The organism is Mesorhizobium sp. M0306 (genome assembly GCF_040321655.1).
Classification (GTDB): domain Bacteria; phylum Pseudomonadota; class Alphaproteobacteria; order Rhizobiales; family Rhizobiaceae; genus Mesorhizobium.
The window spans coordinates 471,818-491,811 of the sequence record NZ_JAMYRY010000001.1 but is presented as its reverse complement, the minus strand read 5'-3'; the positions used below and the strand labels follow the sequence as shown (position 1 = coordinate 491,811).

General features: G+C 64.4%; 19 protein-coding genes and 1 pseudogene. 9 read left to right on the top strand and 11 right to left on the bottom strand.

What is annotated here, in order from left to right; genetic code table 11:
* Nucleotides 1-34 precede the first annotated feature (34 nt).
* Complete coding sequence (locus tag NKI95_RS02495) at nt 35-439, top strand: hypothetical protein (RefSeq protein ID WP_352713880.1); 405 nt, start codon at nt 35-37, stop codon at nt 437-439.
* Nucleotides 440-596: 157 nt separating this feature from the next.
* The gene (locus NKI95_RS02490) at nt 597-1,349 is read left to right on the top strand and encodes an SDR family NAD(P)-dependent oxidoreductase (protein ID WP_254816795.1); all 753 of its coding nucleotides are present in this window, start codon (nt 597-599) and stop codon (nt 1,347-1,349) included.
* Nucleotides 1,350-1,385: 36 nt separating this feature from the next.
* On the opposite strand, the pseudogene NKI95_RS02485 reads toward NKI95_RS02490, so the two are convergent.
* Both NKI95_RS02485 and NKI95_RS02480 read right to left on the bottom strand, forming a co-directional pair.
* Nucleotides 1,386-3,183: pseudogene (locus tag NKI95_RS02485) on the bottom strand (cation:proton antiporter domain-containing protein).
* A 225-nt stretch (nt 3,184-3,408) separates the two neighbouring features.
* Nucleotides 3,409-3,858 (bottom strand): baeRF12 domain-containing protein, encoded by a 450-nt coding sequence (locus tag NKI95_RS02480; RefSeq protein ID WP_352468331.1) that lies wholly within the window; start codon nt 3,856-3,858, stop codon nt 3,409-3,411.
* Between the two features lie 441 nt (nt 3,859-4,299).
* Between NKI95_RS02480 and cysG the strand changes: the two genes are divergently transcribed.
* The 6 genes from cysG (at nt 4,300) to NKI95_RS02450 (ending at nt 10,081) form a co-directional block, all read left to right on the top strand.
* Complete coding sequence (gene cysG / locus NKI95_RS02475) at nt 4,300-5,751, top strand: siroheme synthase CysG (RefSeq protein ID WP_352713878.1); 1,452 nt, start codon at nt 4,300-4,302, stop codon at nt 5,749-5,751.
* Complete coding sequence (locus tag NKI95_RS02470) at nt 5,748-6,053, top strand: DUF2849 domain-containing protein (protein ID WP_352713876.1); 306 nt, start codon at nt 5,748-5,750, stop codon at nt 6,051-6,053. Before cysG ends, NKI95_RS02470 begins: the two co-directional genes overlap by 4 nt.
* A gap of 73 nt (nt 6,054-6,126) precedes the next feature.
* Nucleotides 6,127-7,797 carry a nitrite/sulfite reductase gene (locus NKI95_RS02465; protein ID WP_352713875.1) on the top strand — a complete coding sequence of 557 codons (1,671 nt, stop codon included), beginning with the start codon at nt 6,127-6,129 and terminating at the stop codon, nt 7,795-7,797.
* On the top strand, nt 7,772-8,536 hold the full coding sequence (locus NKI95_RS02460) for a phosphoadenylyl-sulfate reductase (protein WP_292664601.1): 765 nt from the start codon (nt 7,772-7,774) through the stop codon (nt 8,534-8,536). Before NKI95_RS02465 ends, NKI95_RS02460 begins: the two co-directional genes overlap by 26 nt.
* 251 nt (nt 8,537-8,787) lie before the next feature.
* Nucleotides 8,788-9,324, top strand: coding sequence for a DUF934 domain-containing protein (locus NKI95_RS02455; RefSeq protein ID WP_352713871.1), 537 nt, complete (start codon nt 8,788-8,790; stop codon nt 9,322-9,324).
* A gap of 136 nt (nt 9,325-9,460) precedes the next feature.
* Nucleotides 9,461-10,081, top strand: coding sequence for a DJ-1/PfpI family protein (locus NKI95_RS02450; protein WP_352713867.1), 621 nt, complete (start codon nt 9,461-9,463; stop codon nt 10,079-10,081).
* A 44-nt stretch (nt 10,082-10,125) separates the two neighbouring features.
* Here the strand turns inward: NKI95_RS02450 and NKI95_RS02445 are convergent, their stop codons facing one another.
* Nucleotides 10,126-11,148: a fatty acid desaturase gene (locus NKI95_RS02445; RefSeq protein WP_352713863.1), complete on the bottom strand. Its 1,023-nt coding sequence runs from the start codon at nt 11,146-11,148 to the stop codon at nt 10,126-10,128.
* A gap of 126 nt (nt 11,149-11,274) precedes the next feature.
* Entirely contained in the window at nt 11,275-11,478 is a 204-nt protein-coding gene (locus NKI95_RS02440; protein ID WP_023675249.1) for a hypothetical protein, read from the bottom strand.
* Between the two features lie 237 nt (nt 11,479-11,715).
* Here NKI95_RS02440 and grpE point away from each other — a divergent pair, with 237 nt between their 5' ends.
* Entirely contained in the window at nt 11,716-12,351 is a 636-nt protein-coding gene (gene grpE, locus NKI95_RS02435; RefSeq protein ID WP_023675250.1) for a nucleotide exchange factor GrpE, read from the top strand.
* 143 nt (nt 12,352-12,494) lie between these two features.
* Here the strand turns inward: grpE and olsB are convergent, their stop codons facing one another.
* The 7 genes from olsB to NKI95_RS02400 form a co-directional block, all read right to left on the bottom strand.
* Nucleotides 12,495-13,370, bottom strand: a complete 876-nt coding sequence (olsB, locus tag NKI95_RS02430; RefSeq protein ID WP_292664606.1) for a l-ornithine N(alpha)-acyltransferase — start codon at nt 13,368-13,370, stop codon at nt 12,495-12,497.
* A 149-nt stretch (nt 13,371-13,519) separates the two neighbouring features.
* Nucleotides 13,520-15,808: a PAS domain-containing hybrid sensor histidine kinase/response regulator gene (locus tag NKI95_RS02425; RefSeq protein ID WP_352713859.1), complete on the bottom strand. Its 2,289-nt coding sequence runs from the start codon at nt 15,806-15,808 to the stop codon at nt 13,520-13,522.
* A gap of 88 nt (nt 15,809-15,896) precedes the next feature.
* Nucleotides 15,897-16,886 carry an acrylyl-CoA reductase (NADPH) gene (gene acuI / locus NKI95_RS02420; protein ID WP_352713854.1) on the bottom strand — a complete coding sequence of 330 codons (990 nt, stop codon included), beginning with the start codon at nt 16,884-16,886 and terminating at the stop codon, nt 15,897-15,899.
* A gap of 51 nt (nt 16,887-16,937) precedes the next feature.
* The gene (lspA, locus tag NKI95_RS02415) at nt 16,938-17,414 is read right to left on the bottom strand and encodes a signal peptidase II (protein ID WP_352468343.1); all 477 of its coding nucleotides are present in this window, start codon (nt 17,412-17,414) and stop codon (nt 16,938-16,940) included.
* A 26-nt stretch (nt 17,415-17,440) separates the two neighbouring features.
* Nucleotides 17,441-18,304, bottom strand: a complete 864-nt coding sequence (locus tag NKI95_RS02410; RefSeq protein ID WP_352713849.1) for a TrmH family RNA methyltransferase — start codon at nt 18,302-18,304, stop codon at nt 17,441-17,443.
* On the bottom strand, nt 18,305-19,366 hold the full coding sequence (locus NKI95_RS02405) for an RsmD family RNA methyltransferase (protein WP_352713844.1): 1,062 nt from the start codon (nt 19,364-19,366) through the stop codon (nt 18,305-18,307).
* A gap of 89 nt (nt 19,367-19,455) precedes the next feature.
* Nucleotides 19,456-19,941, bottom strand: a complete 486-nt coding sequence (locus NKI95_RS02400; protein ID WP_352713838.1) for an anthrone oxygenase family protein — start codon at nt 19,939-19,941, stop codon at nt 19,456-19,458.
* Nucleotides 19,942-19,994: the final 53 nt, after the last annotated feature.

Genomic DNA, 19,994 nt, shown 5'->3' with positions numbered 1-19,994 from the left:
GCACCCGTATTTGACGGCGCAACACGCTAGTCCAATGTCGACAGTCGCGGAGCGCATTACCCACTTGCCTTCCGCTTTGACCAAGTTCAATCTTGTCGTGGACGGGCAGGTCGAAATGGATGGTCTAAACAGGCGCAGATTCAATAGCTTAAGCTGGTGGCAATGGCTCCTCTTGCTGTCGATGCTGGTGTGCGTCGTGGTGTTGAGGCATTTGCCGTATCTGCATATTTCCGATCCGGCCTATCTGTTCAATGAGAGGCTGGGCGCGATAATAGCTTCAGTCGTTTTGATGCTCGTCGTGCCGTATGGTATTGCGTGGGGTATTGGGCGCCTCGCGGATAGATCGCGCGGCGGCTTCCTGTGGGTTCTATGGTCGCTGGCGACCATAATGTTTATCCTCAATCTCGGCCTGCTCGCCACTTGTCCTACCTGCTTATGAGCAAGGTCTAGCAGCGGTCGCTTCTTGCGGCAGCACAAGGCAATGGTCGCGCGCGCGTCGATCGATGGGTGCCTGCACGGTCGATCCTCGCCAAAACCCGAACGACCCTCGCCACGGTTCGCACATTCGGCTAGATGTCGTCGTCGGAGTGACAGACATGGCTGAACTCGACACCAGAAAGACGATCGTGCTGACCGGCGCCAGCCGTGGCATCGGCCATGCCACGGTCAAGCGCTTTTCACGCGAAGGCTGGCGCGTCATCACCTGCTCGCGCCAGGCTTTTGCCGAGGACTGCCCGTGGCCGGCCGGCCCGGAAGACCACATCAAGGTCGACCTCGCCGACCAGGAGGACGTCGGCATCGCCATCTCCGAGATCCGCCACCGGCTGGAGGCGCATGGCGGGCAGCTGCATGCGCTGGTCAACAATGCCGGCATCTCGCCGAAGCTCAAGGACGGCAACAGCCGCATGAACTCGATCGACACGCCGATGCATGTCTGGCGCGACGTCTTCCAGGTGAATTTCTTCGCCCCGATCATGCTGGCGCGCGGACTGTTCAAGGAGCTGGCATCGGCCAAGGGCTCGATCGTCAACGTCACCTCGATCGCCGGCACCCGCGTGCATCCTTTCGCCGGCACCGCGTACGCGACCTCGAAGGCGGCACTCGGCTCGCTGACCCGCGAGATGGCGCATGATTTCGGCCCGCACGGCATTCGCGTCAACGCCATTGCGCCGGGCGAGATCGACACCGCGATCCTGTCGCCGGGCACGGAAAAAATCGTCGAGACCATCCCGCTGAGGCGCCTGGGCACCACCGCGGAAGTCGCCGACATCATTTTCTTCCTGTGCTCGCAGCAGGCGTCTTACGTGACCGGCTCGGAAATCCACATCAACGGCGGCCAGCACGTTTGAGCGGCTGAGTTTTTATGGATCGTTGACGCTGCCTCTTCACGGTAGGGGTGAGGGGCGGCGCAGGCTTAGGCCGCCGGGGGCGCTTTCCGGTGCTGCCAAAACTTCCTCGACGATCCCGCGGGCGATCTCCCGTTCGCCCATGATGACGGTGTCGGCACCAAGGCCCTTGAGGTGCTCGACCTCGGCATCGGAATGGGCGCGGGCGATGATCTCGATTGTCGGATTGGCGGCGCGGGCGCGCAGCACGACCTGCCCGGCCTCGCGTTGGGAATGGCCAGGATCAGCCGCTTCGCGCCCTCGGGGTTCGATGCGGCGAACACGTCGCCATTCGCCGCGTTGCCGGCCACGGTTTCGATGCCGTCGGCCTTGAGCTTCGCCAACGTCTTGTCGGCATCCTCGATGACGAGGAAGGGCAGGGCGGCCTGCCTCAGCGCCGTGCCGACGAGGCTGCCGACGCGGCCGTAGCCGATCAGGATGGTGTGGCCGGTCAGCCTCGTCCTGGGCGGTGGGCCATCCTCCTTCGCAGGGCCGCGACCGAAGCCACCTGGCCGGGCTCGGTCGCCGGGCCGATCGGCCTTGCTTCGCCGGGCGCCGCCGTCCCGCCGGCGCGTGCTTCCAGCCAGGGTTTCATCCGGTCGACGGCAAGAAACATCAGCGGATTGAGGACGATCGACAGGATGGCGCCGGCGAGGATGAGGTCGCGGCCTTGTTCGGGCAGCAGCTTCAGCCCGACACCGAGTTCGGCAAGGATGAACGAGAATTCGCCGATCTGGGCAAGGCTTGCCGAAATCATCAACGCGGTTGCGATCGGATAGCGGAAAACGACGACGATGACGAAGGCTGCCAGCGACTTGCCGATAACGATGATGGCCAGCGTCGCCAGGATCGGCCAGCCATTGCTGATCAGGCTGAACGGGTCGAACAACATGCCGACCGAGACGAAGAACAGCACGGAAAAAGCGTCGCGCAGCGGCAGCGATTCCTCGGCCGCGCGGTGGCTGAGCTCGGATTCGCTCATGATCATGCCTGCGAAGAAAGCGCCGAGAGCCAGCGACACGCCGAACAGCTTGGCCGCGCCGAAGGCGACGCCAAGCGCAATCGCAATCACCGCCAGCCGGAACAGTTCGCGCGATCCGGTATGGGCGACGTAGTGCAGGATCCAGGGGATAAGCCGGCGGCCGACCACCAGCATGACCACGACAAAGGCCACGACCTTGGCCAGTGTGATGCCGACGACGCCCCAGACGCCGTAGCTCGTCGGCAGCGACAGCAGACCGCTGGAGTGCACCTCCACCTGCTCTTGGCCGCCGAGCACGCCGGCCAATGCCGGCAAAAGCACCAGCGCCAGCACCATGGCGAGATCCTCGACGATCAGCCAGCCGACGGCGATGCGGCCGCGCTCGGTCTCGATCAGCCGCCGCTCCTGCAGGGCGCGCAACAGCACCACGGTCGAGGCCACGGAAAGCGCCAGGCCGAAGACCAGCCCCGCGCCCATCGACCAGCCGAGCATCCAGGCAAGGCCGGCGCCGAGGGCTGTCGCGAAGCCGATCTGCACGATGGCGCCGGGCACGGCGATGGCGCGAACCGACAACAGGTCCTTCAGCGAGAAATGCAGGCCGACGCCGAACATTAGCAGGATGACGCCGATCTCGGCCAGTTCATTGGCGAGGCCGGCATCGGCAACGAAACCCGGCGTGTTCGGTCCAACCAGAACGCCGGCGACGAGATAGCCTACCAGCGGCGGGACACGGAAGCGGTTGGCAAGTGCGCCGAAGATGAAAGCCAGCCCCAGACCGGCGACGATGGTGGCGATAAGGGGCGTGTCATGCGGCATTGTCTATGGAGCGCCTTCAGGAATTGCGATGTCGGATGTGCGCCGCCCAAAAGCCGCCGCCTTGGCAGTATGGAGGCTGGGACAGTCGCGAGACAACCCGCAATCCCCATGAAATCGATGACAAAGCAGCAAAAGGCGGAGAGCCGGCAAGCGTTGCCACCCGGCGGCCTGCTCCAGGCAGGCGATTGCTACGGCAACGAAAGTTGCGCGCCGCCGATGCCCCGATCAGGTTGCCTGCAGCAGGCTCTCGATATCGGGTATGCTGTGGTTGGTCAGCGTCTTTGGAATTTCGGCCGTTATCTTGTCGGTGACCTCCTTGTGCAGCTTCCTGCGCATGTCGCCCAGCACCGCCGGCGGCGCGATCAGCACGATCTCCTTGAACGTGCCGCGATGCGCGAGCTTGTAGAGCCTGTCGGCAATCTCTTCGGCAAAACGCTCCTTGCCGAGACGGTGCCAGTCGGTGTCCTCGACCGCACTGCGGTGGACGGAAGGGCCGTCGCTGTAGCGGCCGGGGCGGTCCGTGCCTTGTTCTCGGGTTGCCGGATTTTCCTGCTCCATCTCGTGCACGACCTGAAGGTCGGGATATTGGACGTCTCCACGATTCTCGAGGAACAGCGCCTTTTCGCCATCTGCCACCACGATCCACAGTCCGCGTTTCAGTCTGACGTTGCTCATGGGGCGCTCCTTTTTTGATTTTTCGAGCCCATCGCCAAGCCTTTGCCGCAGGGGCATGACCGGGGCTGGGCCCATAGGGCAAACGCGTGCCGAGGCGGGAATGTTCCGGTACTCGGACCGGTATTCCGACAGAGGCCGGCGAGAGCGCCGGGCTGCCTTTGATGGCTCGTTTGGCATCCGGCGGCTTTAATCTACTAAATTGGTAGAATTTAGAAAAATCTGTTTTGTGGCCGGCTCTGGCAGCCGCTAGAAAGGCAGCGGATCAAGGGCCGCAACAGCAGCTTCAATCCGCTCCGCATTTGAATGTGGAATATTTTTCTCTTGGCCTTCATGCTTGCAGAAAAGAGATTGCCTGCTACGAAGCGATGCGCGAGTGGGTGCCTTCTGGTTTTTCGCGCCCCCGCGTAGAACTGGCAAACGGTTCCAAGGATTCCGCTCGTCATGCCGCAAGCCACGCCCAAGCTCAATGCCTTTCCCGTCTTCATGCGGGTCGAGGGCGAAGCCGTAGGCATCGTCGGCGGCGGCGAGGAGGCGCTGGCCAAGGCGCGGCTGCTCGCTCAGTCGAGCGCTGTGCTGCGCATCGTCAGCGATGCCGCAAGCGCCGATCTGCTGGCCTTTATCGCCGAGACGGGGGCCACCTACATTGCCGACGCCTACGATGCAGCACATCTCGCCGGTGCGGTGATGGTGTTTGCCGCCAGCGGCAATGAGGCGCTCGACCGCCGCGTTGCCGGGGATGCGCGCCGGCTGGGCATTCCGGTCAATGCCGTCGACCGGCCGGAGCTTTGCGATTTCTTCACGCCGGCGCTGGTCAACCGCGCGCCGGTCGCCATCGCCATCGGCACCGAAGGCGCCGGCCCGGTGCTGGCGCAGATGCTGCGCAGCCGCATAGACCGCATGCTGGCGCCCTCGCTCGGGCCGCTCGCAGCCCTTGCCGCATCGTTTCGCGGCGCCGCCGAAAAACTGCTGCCGAAAGGCAATGCCCGCCGCCGCTTCTGGAGCGATTTCTTTGGCGGCGCGCCGGCCCGTGCCGTGGAGGCCGGCGAGCTTTCGCAGGCGCATGATGCCGCCGTCGGCCTGCTGCTTTCGAACGAACCGGCATCGGGCCATATCGCGCTTGTAGGCGCCGGTCCCGGCGCCGAGGACCTTTTGACGCTGCGCGCCCATCGCCTGCTGATGGAAGCCGACGTGATCGTCCATGACGCGCTGGTGCCGGAGGCGATCGTCGCCATGGGCCGCCGCGATGCCGAGCGCCTGCCGGTCGGCAAGCGCAAGGGCTGCCATTCCAAGAGCCAGGCCGAGATCAATACGCTGCTGGTCGAGCTTGGCCACGCCGGCAAGCGCGTCGTGCGGCTGAAGTCCGGCGACCCGCTGGTGTTCGGACGGGCCGGCGAGGAGATGGCGGCACTTCGCGATGCCGGCGTCGCCTACGAAGTGGTTCCGGGCGTCACCGCGGCCTTCGCCGCCGCCGCCGATTTCGAACTGCCGCTGACGCTGCGCGGCGTGTCGTCGTCGATGGTGTTCACCACCGGCCACGACCTCAAGGGAAATTCGCTGCCCGACTGGGCAAAGCTCGCCATTTCCGGCGCGACGGTCGCCGTCTATATGGGGCGCTCGGTCGCCGCCGAGGTCGCCGGCCGGCTGATCGAAGCCGGCCTGTCGCCGGATACCGCCGTCGCCGTGGTCGAGAATGCCAGCCTTGCCAACCGCCGCCGTTTCCACGGCACGCTGGCCGACCTGCCATCGCTGGAGGCACGCGCCGACCTCAGCGGCCCGGTGATGACCATCATCGGCGACGCGGTCGCCGGCGCCAATTTCGAACGGTCCGAGCCGCTGGCGGCACACAGGCAGGAAAGCGTGGCCCGTGCTGCCGCGCAAGGAGTGAGCCAATGAAAGTCCTGACCGCGAACCGCCTCGCCGACGGCATAGCCGTCTGGTACGCCAATGGCGGCTGGGCCGAGACCATCGACCATGCCGACATCGCCCATGACAAGGCGGCCGAGGACCGGCTGGAGGCGATCGGCGCCAAGGCCTCCGCCAACAACGAAGTGGTCGACGTCAATCTGATCGACGTGACCGTGGTCAACGGCACGGTCGAGGCGGTCCGGTTGCGTGAAAAGATCCGTGCCGCCGGCCCGACGACCCGCAACGATCTGGGAAAGCAGGCCCGTCCGCAGGCCGCACGCGCGGCATAGATGACACAAGCATGATCCCGATCATGCTCGAACGAAGAAAATAACGGGCGGACGCGCCCGGAAAGACCTGGATATGTACCGTTACGATGAGTTCGACCACGATTTCGTCAAGGCCCGCGTCGCCGAGTTCAGCGATCAGGTCGCGCGGCGGCTTGCCGGCGAGATCACCGAGGACCAGTTCCGGCCGCTTCGGCTGATGAATGGCGTCTATCTGCAGCTGCATGCCTATATGCTGCGCATCGCGGTGCCCTACGGCACTCTGAACAGCAAGCAGCTGCGCATGCTCGGCCATATCGCCCGCAAATACGACAAGGGTTATGGCCATTTCACGACGCGCCAGAACATCCAGTTCAACTGGCCGGCGCTGTCGGACATTCCGGCGATCCTGGCGGATCTGGCAAGCGTCGAGATGCACGCCATCCAGACCAGCGGCAACTGCATTCGCAACGTCACCGCCGACCACTTCGCCGGCGCCGCCGCCGACGAGGTTGCCGATCCGCGCCCCTATGCCGAAATCCTGCGGCAATGGTCGTCGGTGCATCCGGAATTCTCGTTCCTGCCGCGAAAGTTCAAGATCGCGGTGACCGGTGCTGAGCGCGACCGCGCCGCCATCCAGACGCACGACATCGGCCTGCACCTGAAGAAGAACGCTGCCGGCGAGCTCGGTTTCGCCGTCTATGTCGGCGGCGGCCAGGGCCGCACGCCGATGATCGCCAAGAAGATCCGCGACTTCCTCCCCGAAGCGGATCTGTTGTCCTATTGCACGGCGATCCTGCGCGTTTACAACCTCTACGGCCGTCGCGACAACAAGTTCAAGGCGCGCATCAAGATCCTGGTCCATGAGACCGGTGTCGAGGAGATTACCCGCCAGGTCGAGGCCGAATGGCAGGAGTTGAAGGACGCCGAGCTGAGGCTGCCGGAAGCCGACATCCGTGCCATCGACGCCTATTTCGCGCCGCCGGCGCTTGTCGACCGGCCGGAAGGCGACGAGGCGGTCAAGCTTGCCCGGCTCGACTCCAAGAGCTTTTCCGAATGGCTGGACCAGAATGTGGTCACCCATCGCCATCCCGACTACGCGGCGGTGACCATCTCGCTCAAGGGCATCGGCGAGACGCCGGGCGACGCCTCCGACAGCCAGATGGAAGCGGTCGCCGACATTGCCGAAAAATATTCCTTCGACGAGCTGCGCGTCAGTCACGAGCAGAACCTGATTCTGCCGCATGTGGCGCGGACCGACCTCAAGGCGGTCTATGACGCGCTTGTCGATATCGGGCTGGCGACGGCCAATTCCAACCTGATCAGCGACATCATCTCCTGCCCCGGCCTCGATTATTGTGCGCTGGCGACGGCGCGCTCGATTCCCGTGGCGCAGGAAATCTCGCGGCGCTTCGCCTCGCTGGAGCGCCAGCGCGAGATCGGTGAATTGAAGCTGAAGATTTCCGGCTGCATCAATGCCTGCGGCCATCACCATGTCGGCCATATCGGCATCCTCGGCGTCGAGAAGAAAGGCGCCGAGCTCTACCAGGTGACGCTCGGCGGCTCGGCCGACGAGAACACCTCGGTCGGCGAGATCATCGGCCGCGGCTTCAGCTCGGAAGAGATCACCGACGCCATCGAGCAGATCGTCGAGACCTATCTCGGGCTTCGGCTGGACAGAAACGAACGATTCATCGACGCCTACCGCCGAGTCGGTCCCGCGCCGTTCAAGGAGGCGCTCTATGCTGGCGAAACCAAGGCCGCTTGACCGGATCGTCGACGTCGAGGCCGGCATCGCCGCCGAAGCGGCGGGCCTCGACGCGCTCTATGGCCACCTGAAGCCGCTGGAGATCATCGAGCGGTCGGCCCGGGAATTCTTTCACGGCGAAATCGCCGCCGTCTCGTCCTTCGGCGCGGATTCGGCGGTGCTGCTGCACATGATCGCCGAGATCGACCGTACGTTGCCGGTGATCTTTCTCGACACCGGCAAGCATTTCGAGGAGACGCTCGGCTATCGTGACGCGCTGGTCGCCGATTTCGGGCTAACCGATATCCGGGTGATCAGGCCCGACGATGCGGCGCTGGCAAGGATCGACCCGACCGGCAATCTGAACGAGACCGATACCGACGCCTGCTGCGACGTGCGCAAGGTCGAGCCGCTGGCGCGCGGCGTCGAGCCGTTCCGCGCATGGTTCACCGGCCGCAAGCGCTTCCAGGCGGCGACCCGGGCAGCGCTTCCGGTGTTCGAGGCGGTCGGTTCGCGCATCCGCATCAATCCGCTGGCGCACTGGACGACATCAGACCAGGCCGGCTACATGCGCGCGCATGCGCTGCGTGAAAACCCGCTGGTCGCCTATGGCTATCTGTCGATCGGCTGCTTCCCATGCACGCAGCCGGTGCAGCCGGGCGACGACGCGCGCAGCGGCCGCTGGGCCGGGCACGCCAAGACCGAATGCGGCATTCATTTGTCGGGGCTGGAAAGGTCGCTGACCGACGCCTCGCTTTAGGGTATGTTGATATTCAGGTGATGCCGGCGTGCAAACGGCGGCTTCCTGCGCTTCCGGCCTTCGCCGGCCGAAGCATTCATGATAGTGACGAAGGAGTTAAGGCTACGGCCGGCATAGGCCGGTGCTCACGTACCAAAAGTACGCTCCGCTCCGGTTCTCGGAAGCCACCATTTTCGGCTCGGCCTGACCTGAATCTCAACACACCCTGAGGTGTTTTGCACTTTAGAATCTTTGGACTTGGGAATTTCTTGATGAGCGACTTGATAGCCGAAAACGCCACGCGGCTGTGGACACCGAATGGGTTCCGCGAGGACGAGTGGGTTCATGCCGAAAGCGCCGAGGCGCTGGTCGGCAATGGCCGCTTCATCCTGCCGCTGCAGGCGTTTCTCGGCCTCGATCCGGCGGTGCGGCGGTCGGCGAAGGAACGCATCGGCGTGCTGCTGCAGCCCGGCGACCAGCTCGAAAAGATCGCCGGCCTGCTCGATCAGCTGTCGCTGGTGGCGCTGGCCTTCCCGGCGTTCAATGACGGCCGCTCGTTCTCCAAGGGCGAATTGCTGCGCAGCCGTTATCACTTCACCGGCGCCATGCGCGCCACCGGGCAAGTGCTGGTCGACCAGCTGCCGCATATGCTGCGCCTCGGCTTCGACGAATTCGAGATCTCGCACCCGGTGCTGCTGAAGCGGCTCGAGCAAGGCCGCACCGGCGGACTGCCGCTATTCTATCAGCCGGCGGTGAAGCCGGAGGCCAAAGGCCCGAAATATTCCTGGCGGCGGGTGCGCGCCGGCTGATCTGCTCCAGGGGCCAGAAGCCCTATCTGGTCGGACCACATTCCCGATTCAGCCTTTTATTTTGCGCCTCTCCGCCTTAGGATAGGCCCATTATTTCGCGATCCGAATAAATGTGGCCACAAGGGAGGAACCGGGTATGGCTGGCAAGAAGATATTGATGCTCGTTGGCGAGTTCAGCGAGGAATATGAGATTTTCGTCTTTGAACAGGCCATGCATGCGGTGGGCCACACCGTCCACGTCGTCTGTCCGGACAAGAAGGCCGGCGATGTCCTGAAGACCTCGCTGCACGACTTCGAAGGACACCAGACCTATACGGAAAAGCTCGGTCATGACTACATCCTCAACAAGACGTTTTCCGAGGTCAATCCTGCCGAATACGACGCCGTCTACGCGGCGGGCGGGCGCGGGCCGGAATATATCCGTATCGACAAGCGCGTGCAGGCGCTGGTGCGGCATTTCCATGAGACGGGAAAACCGATCTTCACCATCTGCCACGGCGTGCAGATCCTGATCGCGGTCGACGGCGTGGTGCGCGGCCGCGAGGTTGCGGCGCTGCAATATTGCGAGCCGGAAGTCACGCTGGCCGGCGGCATCTATATCGATGTTGCGCCGACCGGCGCCCATGTCGACGGCAATCTTGTGTCGGCCAAGGGCTGGCCGGGCCTTGCAGCGTTCATGCGCGAATGCCTGAAAGTGCTGGGCACCGAGATCCGCCAGGGCGAGATCCTGATGCGCGACCAACGCCGGGCGGCTTGAGGTGGAATTTTGGAGCCCGCCGCACCAGTGGTGCGGCGGTGCGTCTACACGCCCATCCGCGCTTCGCGGAACGATACCAGCTTGCTGCGGCTCTCGTCCCACAGCGCCAGCTTGACGCAGCGCAGGCTGTCGAGAAGCGTGACGCGGCCGATCTCACGCAGTTCCGGATAGTCCCTCAGCACTTCCGGAAGCCGGTAGCATGGCACCTTGGCCGAGAGGTGGTGCACGTGGTGGACGCCGATATTGCCGGTAATCCAGTTCAGCACCGGCGGCAGGTCGTAATAGGACGAGCCGTGCAGGGCTGCGTGCTGGAATTCCCACTCGGAGTCCTTTGTCCACTCCGTCTCCTCGAACTGGTGCTGGACATAAAACAGCCAGATGCCGGCCGATCCGGCGAGGATGACGATTGGCAAATGCACGACCAGGAACGCGCCGGGGCCAACGAACCAGATGAGCAGCGCGGCGATGACCGCGATAGCGAGATTGGTCGACATCGACGACACCCAGGGGGTGAGGCCGCCCCGCATCATGCCCAACGGCAATCTCTGCTCGAAAATGAAGATCCATATCGGGCCAAGGCCAAACATCACCAGCGGATGGCGATAGAGGCGATAGGCGAGCCGGCCCCGCCACGACAGTTGCCGGTATTCGGCGACGGTCAGTGTCTTGATGTCGCCGGTGCCGCGCTCGTCGAGATTGCCGGCGCTGGCGTGATGGGTTGCGTGGGCGCGGCGCCAGCAATCGTAGGGCGTCAGCGTCAGCACGCCAAGCACGCGGCCGATCCAGTCGTCGGCATAGCGGTTGGCAAAGAAGGAACCGTGGCCGCAATCGTGCTGGATCATGAAGATCCGCACCAGAAAGCCGGCTGCCGGAAGGATGAGGACCAGACCCCACCAATGGCCATAGGCATAGGCGGCCGAGGACAGTGCCCACAGCGTGGCGAAGGGGATGAGGGTGATGGCGAGTTCGACGGCGCTGCGACGCCTGTCGGGCTTTTTATAGCGCGACAGGATTTTCAACCAGGCGCGCTTGCTGTTTGCCACAGCTTCGGGGGAAATCATGTTCATCATGAAACATAGGCGGAGCGGCGCGCTGCCGCAAGGCGGAGATCACGCGAAGTTACTGCGCGTAAATGTCGCGCGATGGCGAGGAATTCCGGTGGCAATCGCCGGGCGCGTCGCCGGCAACGACGCCTACCGACGGCGCCCGCCTGCGACCACCTTGGCTTCCACGCCGTCCAGGCGGTCGAGCAATTCCTTCAGACGGTCGGGAATATCCGACTCCGTGCGGAAGGCCGGCAAGGTGCGCAGAAAGCGCTTGGTCGCCTCGGTGCCGAGCTGGCGCCGGATATCGGCTGCGAGCCCGTCGCGTTTTTCGCCATTCCTGCGGGGCATCATCTCAAAATCCTGTGTCGGCTTCGAAACTCTTCCACGGGAGGAATGGTTCCCGCATTGTAGTAGCCTGGCAAGCAAAGCCGGCGGGTACGGTAAAGTTTGAATTAAAATCGAAAGGTTTGCGCCGTCGGCCATCAAGCCACGACAGCGGCTAGAGTATCGCTTGCCCCTTGATTTTTGGCCGCTAAACCTCGATATCGGGCGCAAATCCACACCATTCGAAAATGACGGGAAACGGCGATGAGCGACCAGGCAAAAGACGAACGCGCGCCCGATGAAGCCGAGAAGACCGAGGCTGCCGCGGAGCCAAGGGAAGGCGGCGTCGACGGCGACTATGAAGCGCTTGTGCGGCTTCTGAAGGAAAACGAAGAGCTGAAGGATCGCGCGCTGCGCGTGGCGGCCGACATGGAGAATTTGCGCCGCCGCACGGCCCGAGACGTCCACGATGCGCGCGCCTATGCGGTTGCCAACTTTGCCCGCGACATGCTTTCGGTATCAGACAATCTGCGCCGTGCGCTGGATGCCATCCCGGAAGAGGCCAAGGCTTCGGGCGATGCCGGGTTCAAAGCGCTGATCGACGGCGTCGAGATCACCGAGCGCGCCATGCTGTCGGCGCTGGAACGTCACGGCGTGAAGAAGCTCGAACCCGAGGGCGAGAAATTCGATCCGAATTTCCACCAGGCGATGTTCGAGGTGCCCAATCCCGACGTACCGGCCAACACGGTCGTGCAGGTCGTGCAGCCCGGCTATTCGATCGGCGAGCGCGTGTTGCGGCCGGCCATGGTCGGCGTGGCCAAGGGCGGCCCCAAGCATGTAGCAAGCGAAGCGCCGGTCGAGCCGGGGCCGGTCAACGAGCAGGCTGAGAAGGATGCGTAAGTTAGGGGAGTAGGGGAATAGGGCAGTGCGGGAGTAGGGAATAACGCTACGCGGGTAAAGTAGAGCAATTGCCTACTCCGGCCGTTGCCTTCTCTCCGCCTACTCCCCTACTGCCTTATTCCCCTACTGCCCTACTGCCCTACTCAGGCAGCGAAGCGCTGCGCTTCCCCGCCATAATAATTGACGTAGCGGGCGCCGATCTCCTTGACCGGCATCACCACGAACACGTCGACCGTCGAGAATTCACGGTCGATGACGCAGCCGTCGCCGATGCGCGCGCCGACGCGCAGATAGCCCTTGACCAGCGGCGGCATCGCGGCGATCGCTGCCTTGGCATTGACGGCCTCGATCGGCATCAGATCCATGGAACAATAGCGCCCTGCGACGGCACGCACGTCCCACGATGAATTCGTCCGGCAGTGGTGGGCAAGATAGGTCAGCGCCTCGGCATGTGCGGCCGGCACGGTGCCGTGGAACGACGCGCAGCCGGTCATCACGCCGATGCCGTAATGGTTGATATAGGCCCAGATGCCTTGCCACAGCGCCTCGATGGTGCGCTTCGAGCGGTATTCCGGCAGAACGCAGGAGCGGCCGAGCTCGAGGAAGCGCTGGCCGGGATGCCGCGCGATCAGCTTGGTCAGCTCGAATTCGCCTTCGGAATAGAAGCCGCCGGCGGCCGCGGCAATCTCCTGCCGCAGCAGGCGGTAGGTGCCGACGATGCGGCGGTGCTCGGGGCCGGAAAGCGAAGTGTCGAAGACCAGCAGATGGTCGCAGAGGGGATCGAAGCGATCGGCATCGCGGCGGTCCTGCATCTGGAACAGGTCCTTCCTGGCACCAAGCTCGTCGTAGAACACCCGGTAGCGCACTTCCTGCGCGGCAGCGATCTCGGCCTCGTTGCGGGCGAGCCGCACTTCGAGATTGCCGATGCGGCCGAGCGATGCGCCTTTTATGACGGCATCGGCGTTCCGGCCGACGAGCAAAGGCCCGCTGGCGTTCGGCCGAGCATCACATTCCGGCATGACTGTATGCACGAGTGATTCTCCTTCGAGCCATCCCTCTTGGCACGGGGATACGTTGTAGGTGCAACAGGATTGTGACAGTACCGTGATACGGCTCTGCGGGCAATACTTCGTCGGCTGGGTAATCTATCAACCGTCTATGTTGTGCCTCAGGCGGCCACTTGCCCCTCGACCGCATGAACCAGGGCATCGGGGTCGAGCGGCTTGGTGACGAAGCCGCTGGCACCGTGAGCGAGCACGGCGTGGCGGGTCTTTTCCTGGCTGTCGGCCGACAGCACCATGATCGGCACCGGCGGCACCGCGGTCTCCTCCTCATGGCGGCGGATGGCGGCGATGGCGTCCAGACCGTCCATGACAGGCATGTGCAAGTCCATCAGCACCACGTCGTAGCGGTGCTTGTGGCCGGAGCTGATGACCGCCTCGACGGCGGCTTTGCCGTTGCCGACCACTTTCACGCGATGCCCGGCCTTCAGCAGCGTGGCGCGAGCCAGCATGGCGTTGATGTCGTTGTCCTCGGCGATCAGCACCGACAGGCCCTGCTGGCGGCCGCCAATGGCGTGCCCAGCCTGCGCGCCGCGCTTTTGCGGTTGTGGCTCTGCGATGACCGGCGCATGGCTGGTCAAAAGCACGCGCAGCAATGTCTCGCCGCGCACTGGCCTCGCCAGGAAGGTGGCGTAACCGTTGGCACGGAATTCGCCAAGCATGCCGCGGTCGGTCGGCGCGATCAGCGTCACCGCCTCGCAATCGGCAAATCCGCCCTGGCGCAGGCGCCTGAGCAGCCTGCCGTCGCTTTGCTCCATGGCAGCATCGATCAGAAGCAGGTCGCAGCTCTCGGCGAAAGGGGTGGCCTGGGCGGCGGTGGTGGCCAGATCGACCGTGCCGCCATTGGCGCGAATGGTGCGGGCGATGGCTTCGGCCTCGACCAGGTTCTTCGACACGATCACCGCATGCCGGCCCGACAGCGGGTCCTGCCGGATCTGCGCCGCCTCGACGGCGGAAATAGCGGGAATATCGAAGACGAATTCGGACCCCTGGCCAAGCCGGCTCGACACGGAGATGGTGCCGCCCATGGCGGTCACCAGGCGCTTGGAAATGGCAAGACCGAGGCCGGCACCGCCATGCGCACGGGTCGAGGTGCCGTCAGCCTGTTCGAAGTCCTCGAAGATGCGCTCCATGTCCTCCTCGCGCAGACCGGGGCCGGTGTCGGTGATGGTGAAGCGGATGCGGTCGGTGGTTTCGGTGCGGACGCGGGCGATGCTTGCCAGGACGCCGCCGCTGTCGGTGAACTTGACGGCGTTGCCGATCAGGTTGAGCAGCACCTGCCTGACCCTGCCGGGGTCGGCGGTGATCAGCTGCGGCACGTCGGGTTCGACATGACAGCCGAGGCCGATATCCTTGGCAAAAGCCCGCGCCGCCAAAAGCTCGATGACATTGTCGGCGATCTCGCGCACCGACATCGGCTGCGGTTCGGGATCGAAGCGGCCGGCCTCGATCTTGGAGTAGTCGAGCAGGTCCTCGATCAGCGCCAGCAGCGCGCTGGCCGAGGTCGAGATGGCGCCGACATAGGTCCGCTGCTCGGCCGAAAGGCTGGTGTCGGCGAGAAGCCGGGCCATGCCCATGATGCCGTTCATCGGCGTGCGGATCTCGTGGCTGACGGTGGCGAGGAAGCGCGATTTGGCCTGGCTCGCATGTTCGGCCCGCTCGCGGGCGGTGATCAGCGAGGATTCGGCGCGTTTGCGGGCAGTGATGTCACGGGCGATGGCGCGATGCGAAACGGCGCCGCTGTCCTTGTCGCGCACCGACAGCTCGATCCACGAGAACCAGCGTGGGCCGTCCGGCGTGCGAATGGCGACATCGGTGGAACTCAGGCATTCATGGTCGGAAAAGGCGGCGTCGGGAACGATGCCGACATCGATGCCTAGTTCGGCCAGGGTCTTGCCGGCGAGGTCGCGCTGGTCGGTTTCGACAAGGTCGGCGAAAACCTTGTTGGCGTAGACAATATGGCCGTCGCGGTCGCGGTGGACGACGAGATCGCCGAGTGCATCGATCAGACCGTGAAAGCGCTCCTCGCTCTCCTGCATCTCCCACATGCGGTCGGCCAGCGTCTCGATTTCGGCGCGGCTGCGGGCGGTCGTGGCATCGAGCAGGGCCACTGCGCGACGCTGGGTGCGCCTGTTGCGCAGATGCATGGCGAGCCCGGCGATGGCTGTCGCCAAAAGGCCGAGGGTGATGAAGATCGGCGCTCCGGTCAGATGCGACAGGCCCGCCAGCACGACGATGGCGACGAGCGTCAGGAAGGGCAGGCCTTCGCGGTTGGCGGCCGGCAGTTCCGGCGCCAGCGGCGGCGCGGCGACAAGCTGCCGTCCTGGCACCTCGGGGGCCGTCCCGTCGGCTCGTTCGGCTGGTTCCGCCTCTCTGATGCCGGGTTCCGCAATCATACGGAACTCCTGCCAGACAGAGCTTATCGAAGGTTGTGGTTGATCGTTCGAATTTTAGCGGTCGCGCTCTTTTTTGTCCCTTTGGGGCTCACATATCCACCACCACGCGGCCGCGGATCTTGCCCTCGACGATGTCATGCGCGGCGCCGATGATGCCGTCGAAGCCGATGCTCGTCGACAGGCTGGCAAGCTTTGCGTGATCGAGATCGGCGCCGATGCGGCGCCAGGCCTCGAGGCGGACCGCCTTGGGCGCCATCACCGAATCGATGCCGAGCAGCGAGACGCCGCGCAGGATGAACGGAGCGACGCTTGCCGGCAGGTCCATGCCGCCGGCGAGGCCGCAAGCGGCGACGGCGCCGCCATAGGAGGTCATCGACAGAACGTTGGCCAGCGTATGACTGCCGACAGCATCGATGCCGCCGGCCCAGCGTTCCTTGGCGAGTGGTTTTGCCGGCTGGGCAAGCTCGTCGCGTGAAATCACTTCCGCGGCGCCAAGATCTATCAGATAGGGGCTTTCGGCAGCGCGGCCGGTCGAGGCAATGACGTGATAGCCGAGGCTGGACAGGATCGAGACCGCGACCGAGCCGACGCCACCGGCAGCGCCGGTCACCACCACCGGGCCGCGATCGGGAACGATGCCGTGGCGCTCCAGCGCGATGACGCAAAGCATGGCGGTGTAGCCGGCGGTGCCGACCGCCATCGCATCATGCGGGCTCATGCCGTCCGGCAGCGGCACCAGCCAGTCGCCTTTGACGCGGGCGCGTCCGGCAAAGGCGCCGAAATGCGTTTCGCCGACGCCCCAGCCGTTCAATATGACCTTGTCACCCTTGCGCCAGTCGGGACTGGAAGACGAGATGACGGTGCCGGCGAAATCGATGCCCGGCACCAGCGGCCAGCGGCGGATCACCGGCGCCTTGCCGGTAATCGCAAGGCCGTCCTTGTAGTTCACCGTCGTCGCCTCGACCGCGACGGTGACGTCGCCCTCCATCAGGTCTGCCTCGGTAAGCTCGGTCACCGCGACCGACTGGTTTTTCTCGGCGTCGCGCGAAACGAGGATGGCTTTGAAGGTTTTGGGCATTTTTTCTCCTCGGGCTTGCAGATCAGAATGTGCGGCGCCAGGCGAGTGAGGTCAATCGCTCGACGTTCCGCGCCGCCAGCCAATGAGTTCGTCGAAGACGACCAGCACGGCACCGACCGAAATGAAGGCGTCGGCGAGGTTGAAGACGGCGAAGGACCAGACCGGCGTATGAAACAGGATATAGTCGATGACGTGGCCATAGGCAGCGCGGTCGATCAGGTTGCCGAGCGCGCCGCCGACGATCAGTGCGAAGCCGATGCGGGCAAGCAGGTGGCCGGGCGGCGTGCGGGCCGCAAGATAGAGCACGAAAGCGACCACCAGAACCGCGACGACCACCAGGCCGGTGTCGCCGAAGGACGAAAACAGCGAGAACGCGATGCCGGTGTTGTAGGTGCGGTACAGCGCCAGGAACGGCAGCAGGTCGAGCCGTTCCTGAAAGGCAAGGCCGGTTTCGACCAGATATTTCAGCCACTGGTCGAGCGCTATCGCGGCGACGACCAGAAGAGCATAGGGCCTCCAGGACTTCATGGTTTGCAGTTTCACGGTTTGGGATGTCACGATCTGGCGTCCTCCGGGCCGAGCTTCAGCGTGCCGCGCCGGATCTCGAACAGCATGACGCCGGTGGCCACCGCAAGGTTGAGCGAATCGGCGCGGCCGGCCTGCGGTATCCGCAGCAGCTTGTCGCAGCTTGCGGCAAGCTCGTCAGGCAGGCCTTGCTGCTCGTTGCCCATCATCAAAAGCACCGGGCCTTTTGAAAAATCGACCGAGCGGTAGTCGACCGCACCCTTCAGATGGGTGCCGGCGACAAGGCCGGGAAAGCTCTTTCGCCAGGCGAGAAAAGCCTCGGGCGTCGCCTTGGCGACCGGCACGGCGAAAATCGAGCCCATGGTGGCGCGCACCGTCTCGACCGAAAAGGGATCGGTGGTCTCGCCGACCAGTATGACGCCCCTGGCGCCGACGGCGTCGACCGTGCGGATGACGGTACCGAGATTGCCGGGGTCGCGGACGCGGTCGAGCGCCACCCAGACGTCGCCGTCACGGGCGCGGATATCTTTCAGCGGCAGCAATTTCTGCGAGAACACGCCGACGACCATTTGCGGATTGTCGCGGCGGGTGATGGCGACCAGCACCTTTTCCGAGACTTCAAGTACGGTGCCGCCGGCGGCGACCGTGCGCGCCGCGACCTTTTCGACCGCCGCATTGCCGCGCCCGGCCTTGGCGAAGACCAGCGTCCTGATCGACCAGCCGAGATCGAGCGCGTCAATAACCAGCTTCAGGCCTTCGGCCATGAAGGCATTCTGCTGGTCGCGGAATTTCTTCAGCGCGAGCGCCTTGATGTCCTTGATCAGCGGATTGGCGAGGCTGGTGACTTCCTTCACCTGCCCTGGCGCGCCTGCATGCCGTTCGTACGCACTCATTCAGGCCACCCAGCGTGAGAACAGCGAGGTCGAAAGCGCCCGACCGGCAGATTTCTCGCGGATGATCAATTCGCCCGATTCGACCGTGCCGCCCATGCCGGCGAAGGTGTCGCGCATCAGGGCATGGATGGCGAAAAAGGAGGCGCGGATCGAATAGGCGGTCAGTACCACGGCGAGCGGCTTCGGCGTCAGGATCGCGCGGCAGATATCGGTCAGCGCCGGCAGGTCCTCGAACAGCTGCCAGACCTCGCCTTTCGGTCCGCGGCCATAGGCGGGCGGGTCGAACAGGATGATGTCGTAGCGGCTGCCGCGGCGCTCCTCGCGTTCGGCGAATTTCACGGCATCGTCGACGATCCAGCGGATCGGCTTTTGCGACAGGCCCGCCATCTCCTGGTTCTCGCGCGCCCAGCCGATCGCCTTCTTGGAAGCATCGACATGCGTGACCTCGGCGCCGGCACGCGCCGCCACCAGCGAGGCAAGGCCGGTGTAACCGAACAGGTTCAGCACCTTCACAGGCCGTTTTGCCGCCGCGATCAGTCCGGCCATGTGGTCCCAGTGCGAGGCCTGCTCGGGAAAGACGCCGACATGGCGAAACGAAGTGAAGCGGCCGAGATAGTCTATGCCGTCATGCTTCATCGGCCAGGTCTCGCCGAGCGGCGTCTTGGGGAAGCGCCAGCGGCCGATGCCTTCCTCGTCGGTATCGCCGGTGAAAATGGCGTCGGCGCGCTCCCAGTCCCTGGCCGGCAAAGCCTTTTGCCAGATCGCCTGGCCTTCCGGCCGAACGATGCGGTAGGGACCGTATTGCTCGAGTTTTTCTCCGGCGCCGCTGTCGAGCAGCGCGTAGTCCTGATTGGGGCCGACCTCGAGGATCAGCGGCAGATGTTCGGCAGGCAGCGCGCCATCGCGGCGCGAGAGCAGGCGTGGCGCGGCTTTCGGCTCGGACCGGTCCTGCAGTTTAGGCTCCGAACCGGCGGTCAGGCCGGCGTCGCGCCGCCGCGGCTGCTCCGCCCCGCCCTTCGCGGACGGGCGGCTGTCGCGGCGTTTGTCGCGAAAAGGTTTCAAGAAGGCGCATCTCCGGACGGCGGCTTGGCCGCTTCTGCCACAGCACATTGACCGGCGCAACAAAAGGGCTGCCGACGTGTGCAACCGGATCAGCCGCGCCTGATCGACAGCAGGCCGATTGCGAGCGCTATGAAACCAACGGCCTTGAAGCCGGTGACGACCATATGGCCGGTTTCCCAGCGGCTCCGGATAGTTTCGAAATTGTCCGGGATCGGTCCAGGCACCCAGGTGGCCAGGACATCGTTTGCCGGTTTGACCAGGGTAAACCACGCCACGAGGGCCATCAGATAAAGCACGGTGGCCGCCAAGACCCACCAGAATACCGGGCGATCGCTGCGCAGCATCCAGGCGAGGAGGCCCGGACAGACGATCGCCGCCACGTCCAGCGGCGCGCCGACAATCGCGAAGAATTGGAACTGAGCATTGAAGACAGTGGTTTCACGCCAGAGCGAAGGCGACCATCTGGTCAGCCGCGGCACCGATTCCAGCACGTGGGCGAAGGACGGCCCAAGGCTGAGCGCAGCGACGATGGCGCTCAAAACCGACCAGAACAACAGAAAACCGCGTATATCCATAATGGCCAGACAACGGCGTCAGACCGCAGACGTTCCGGTCGGCGATCATCTCG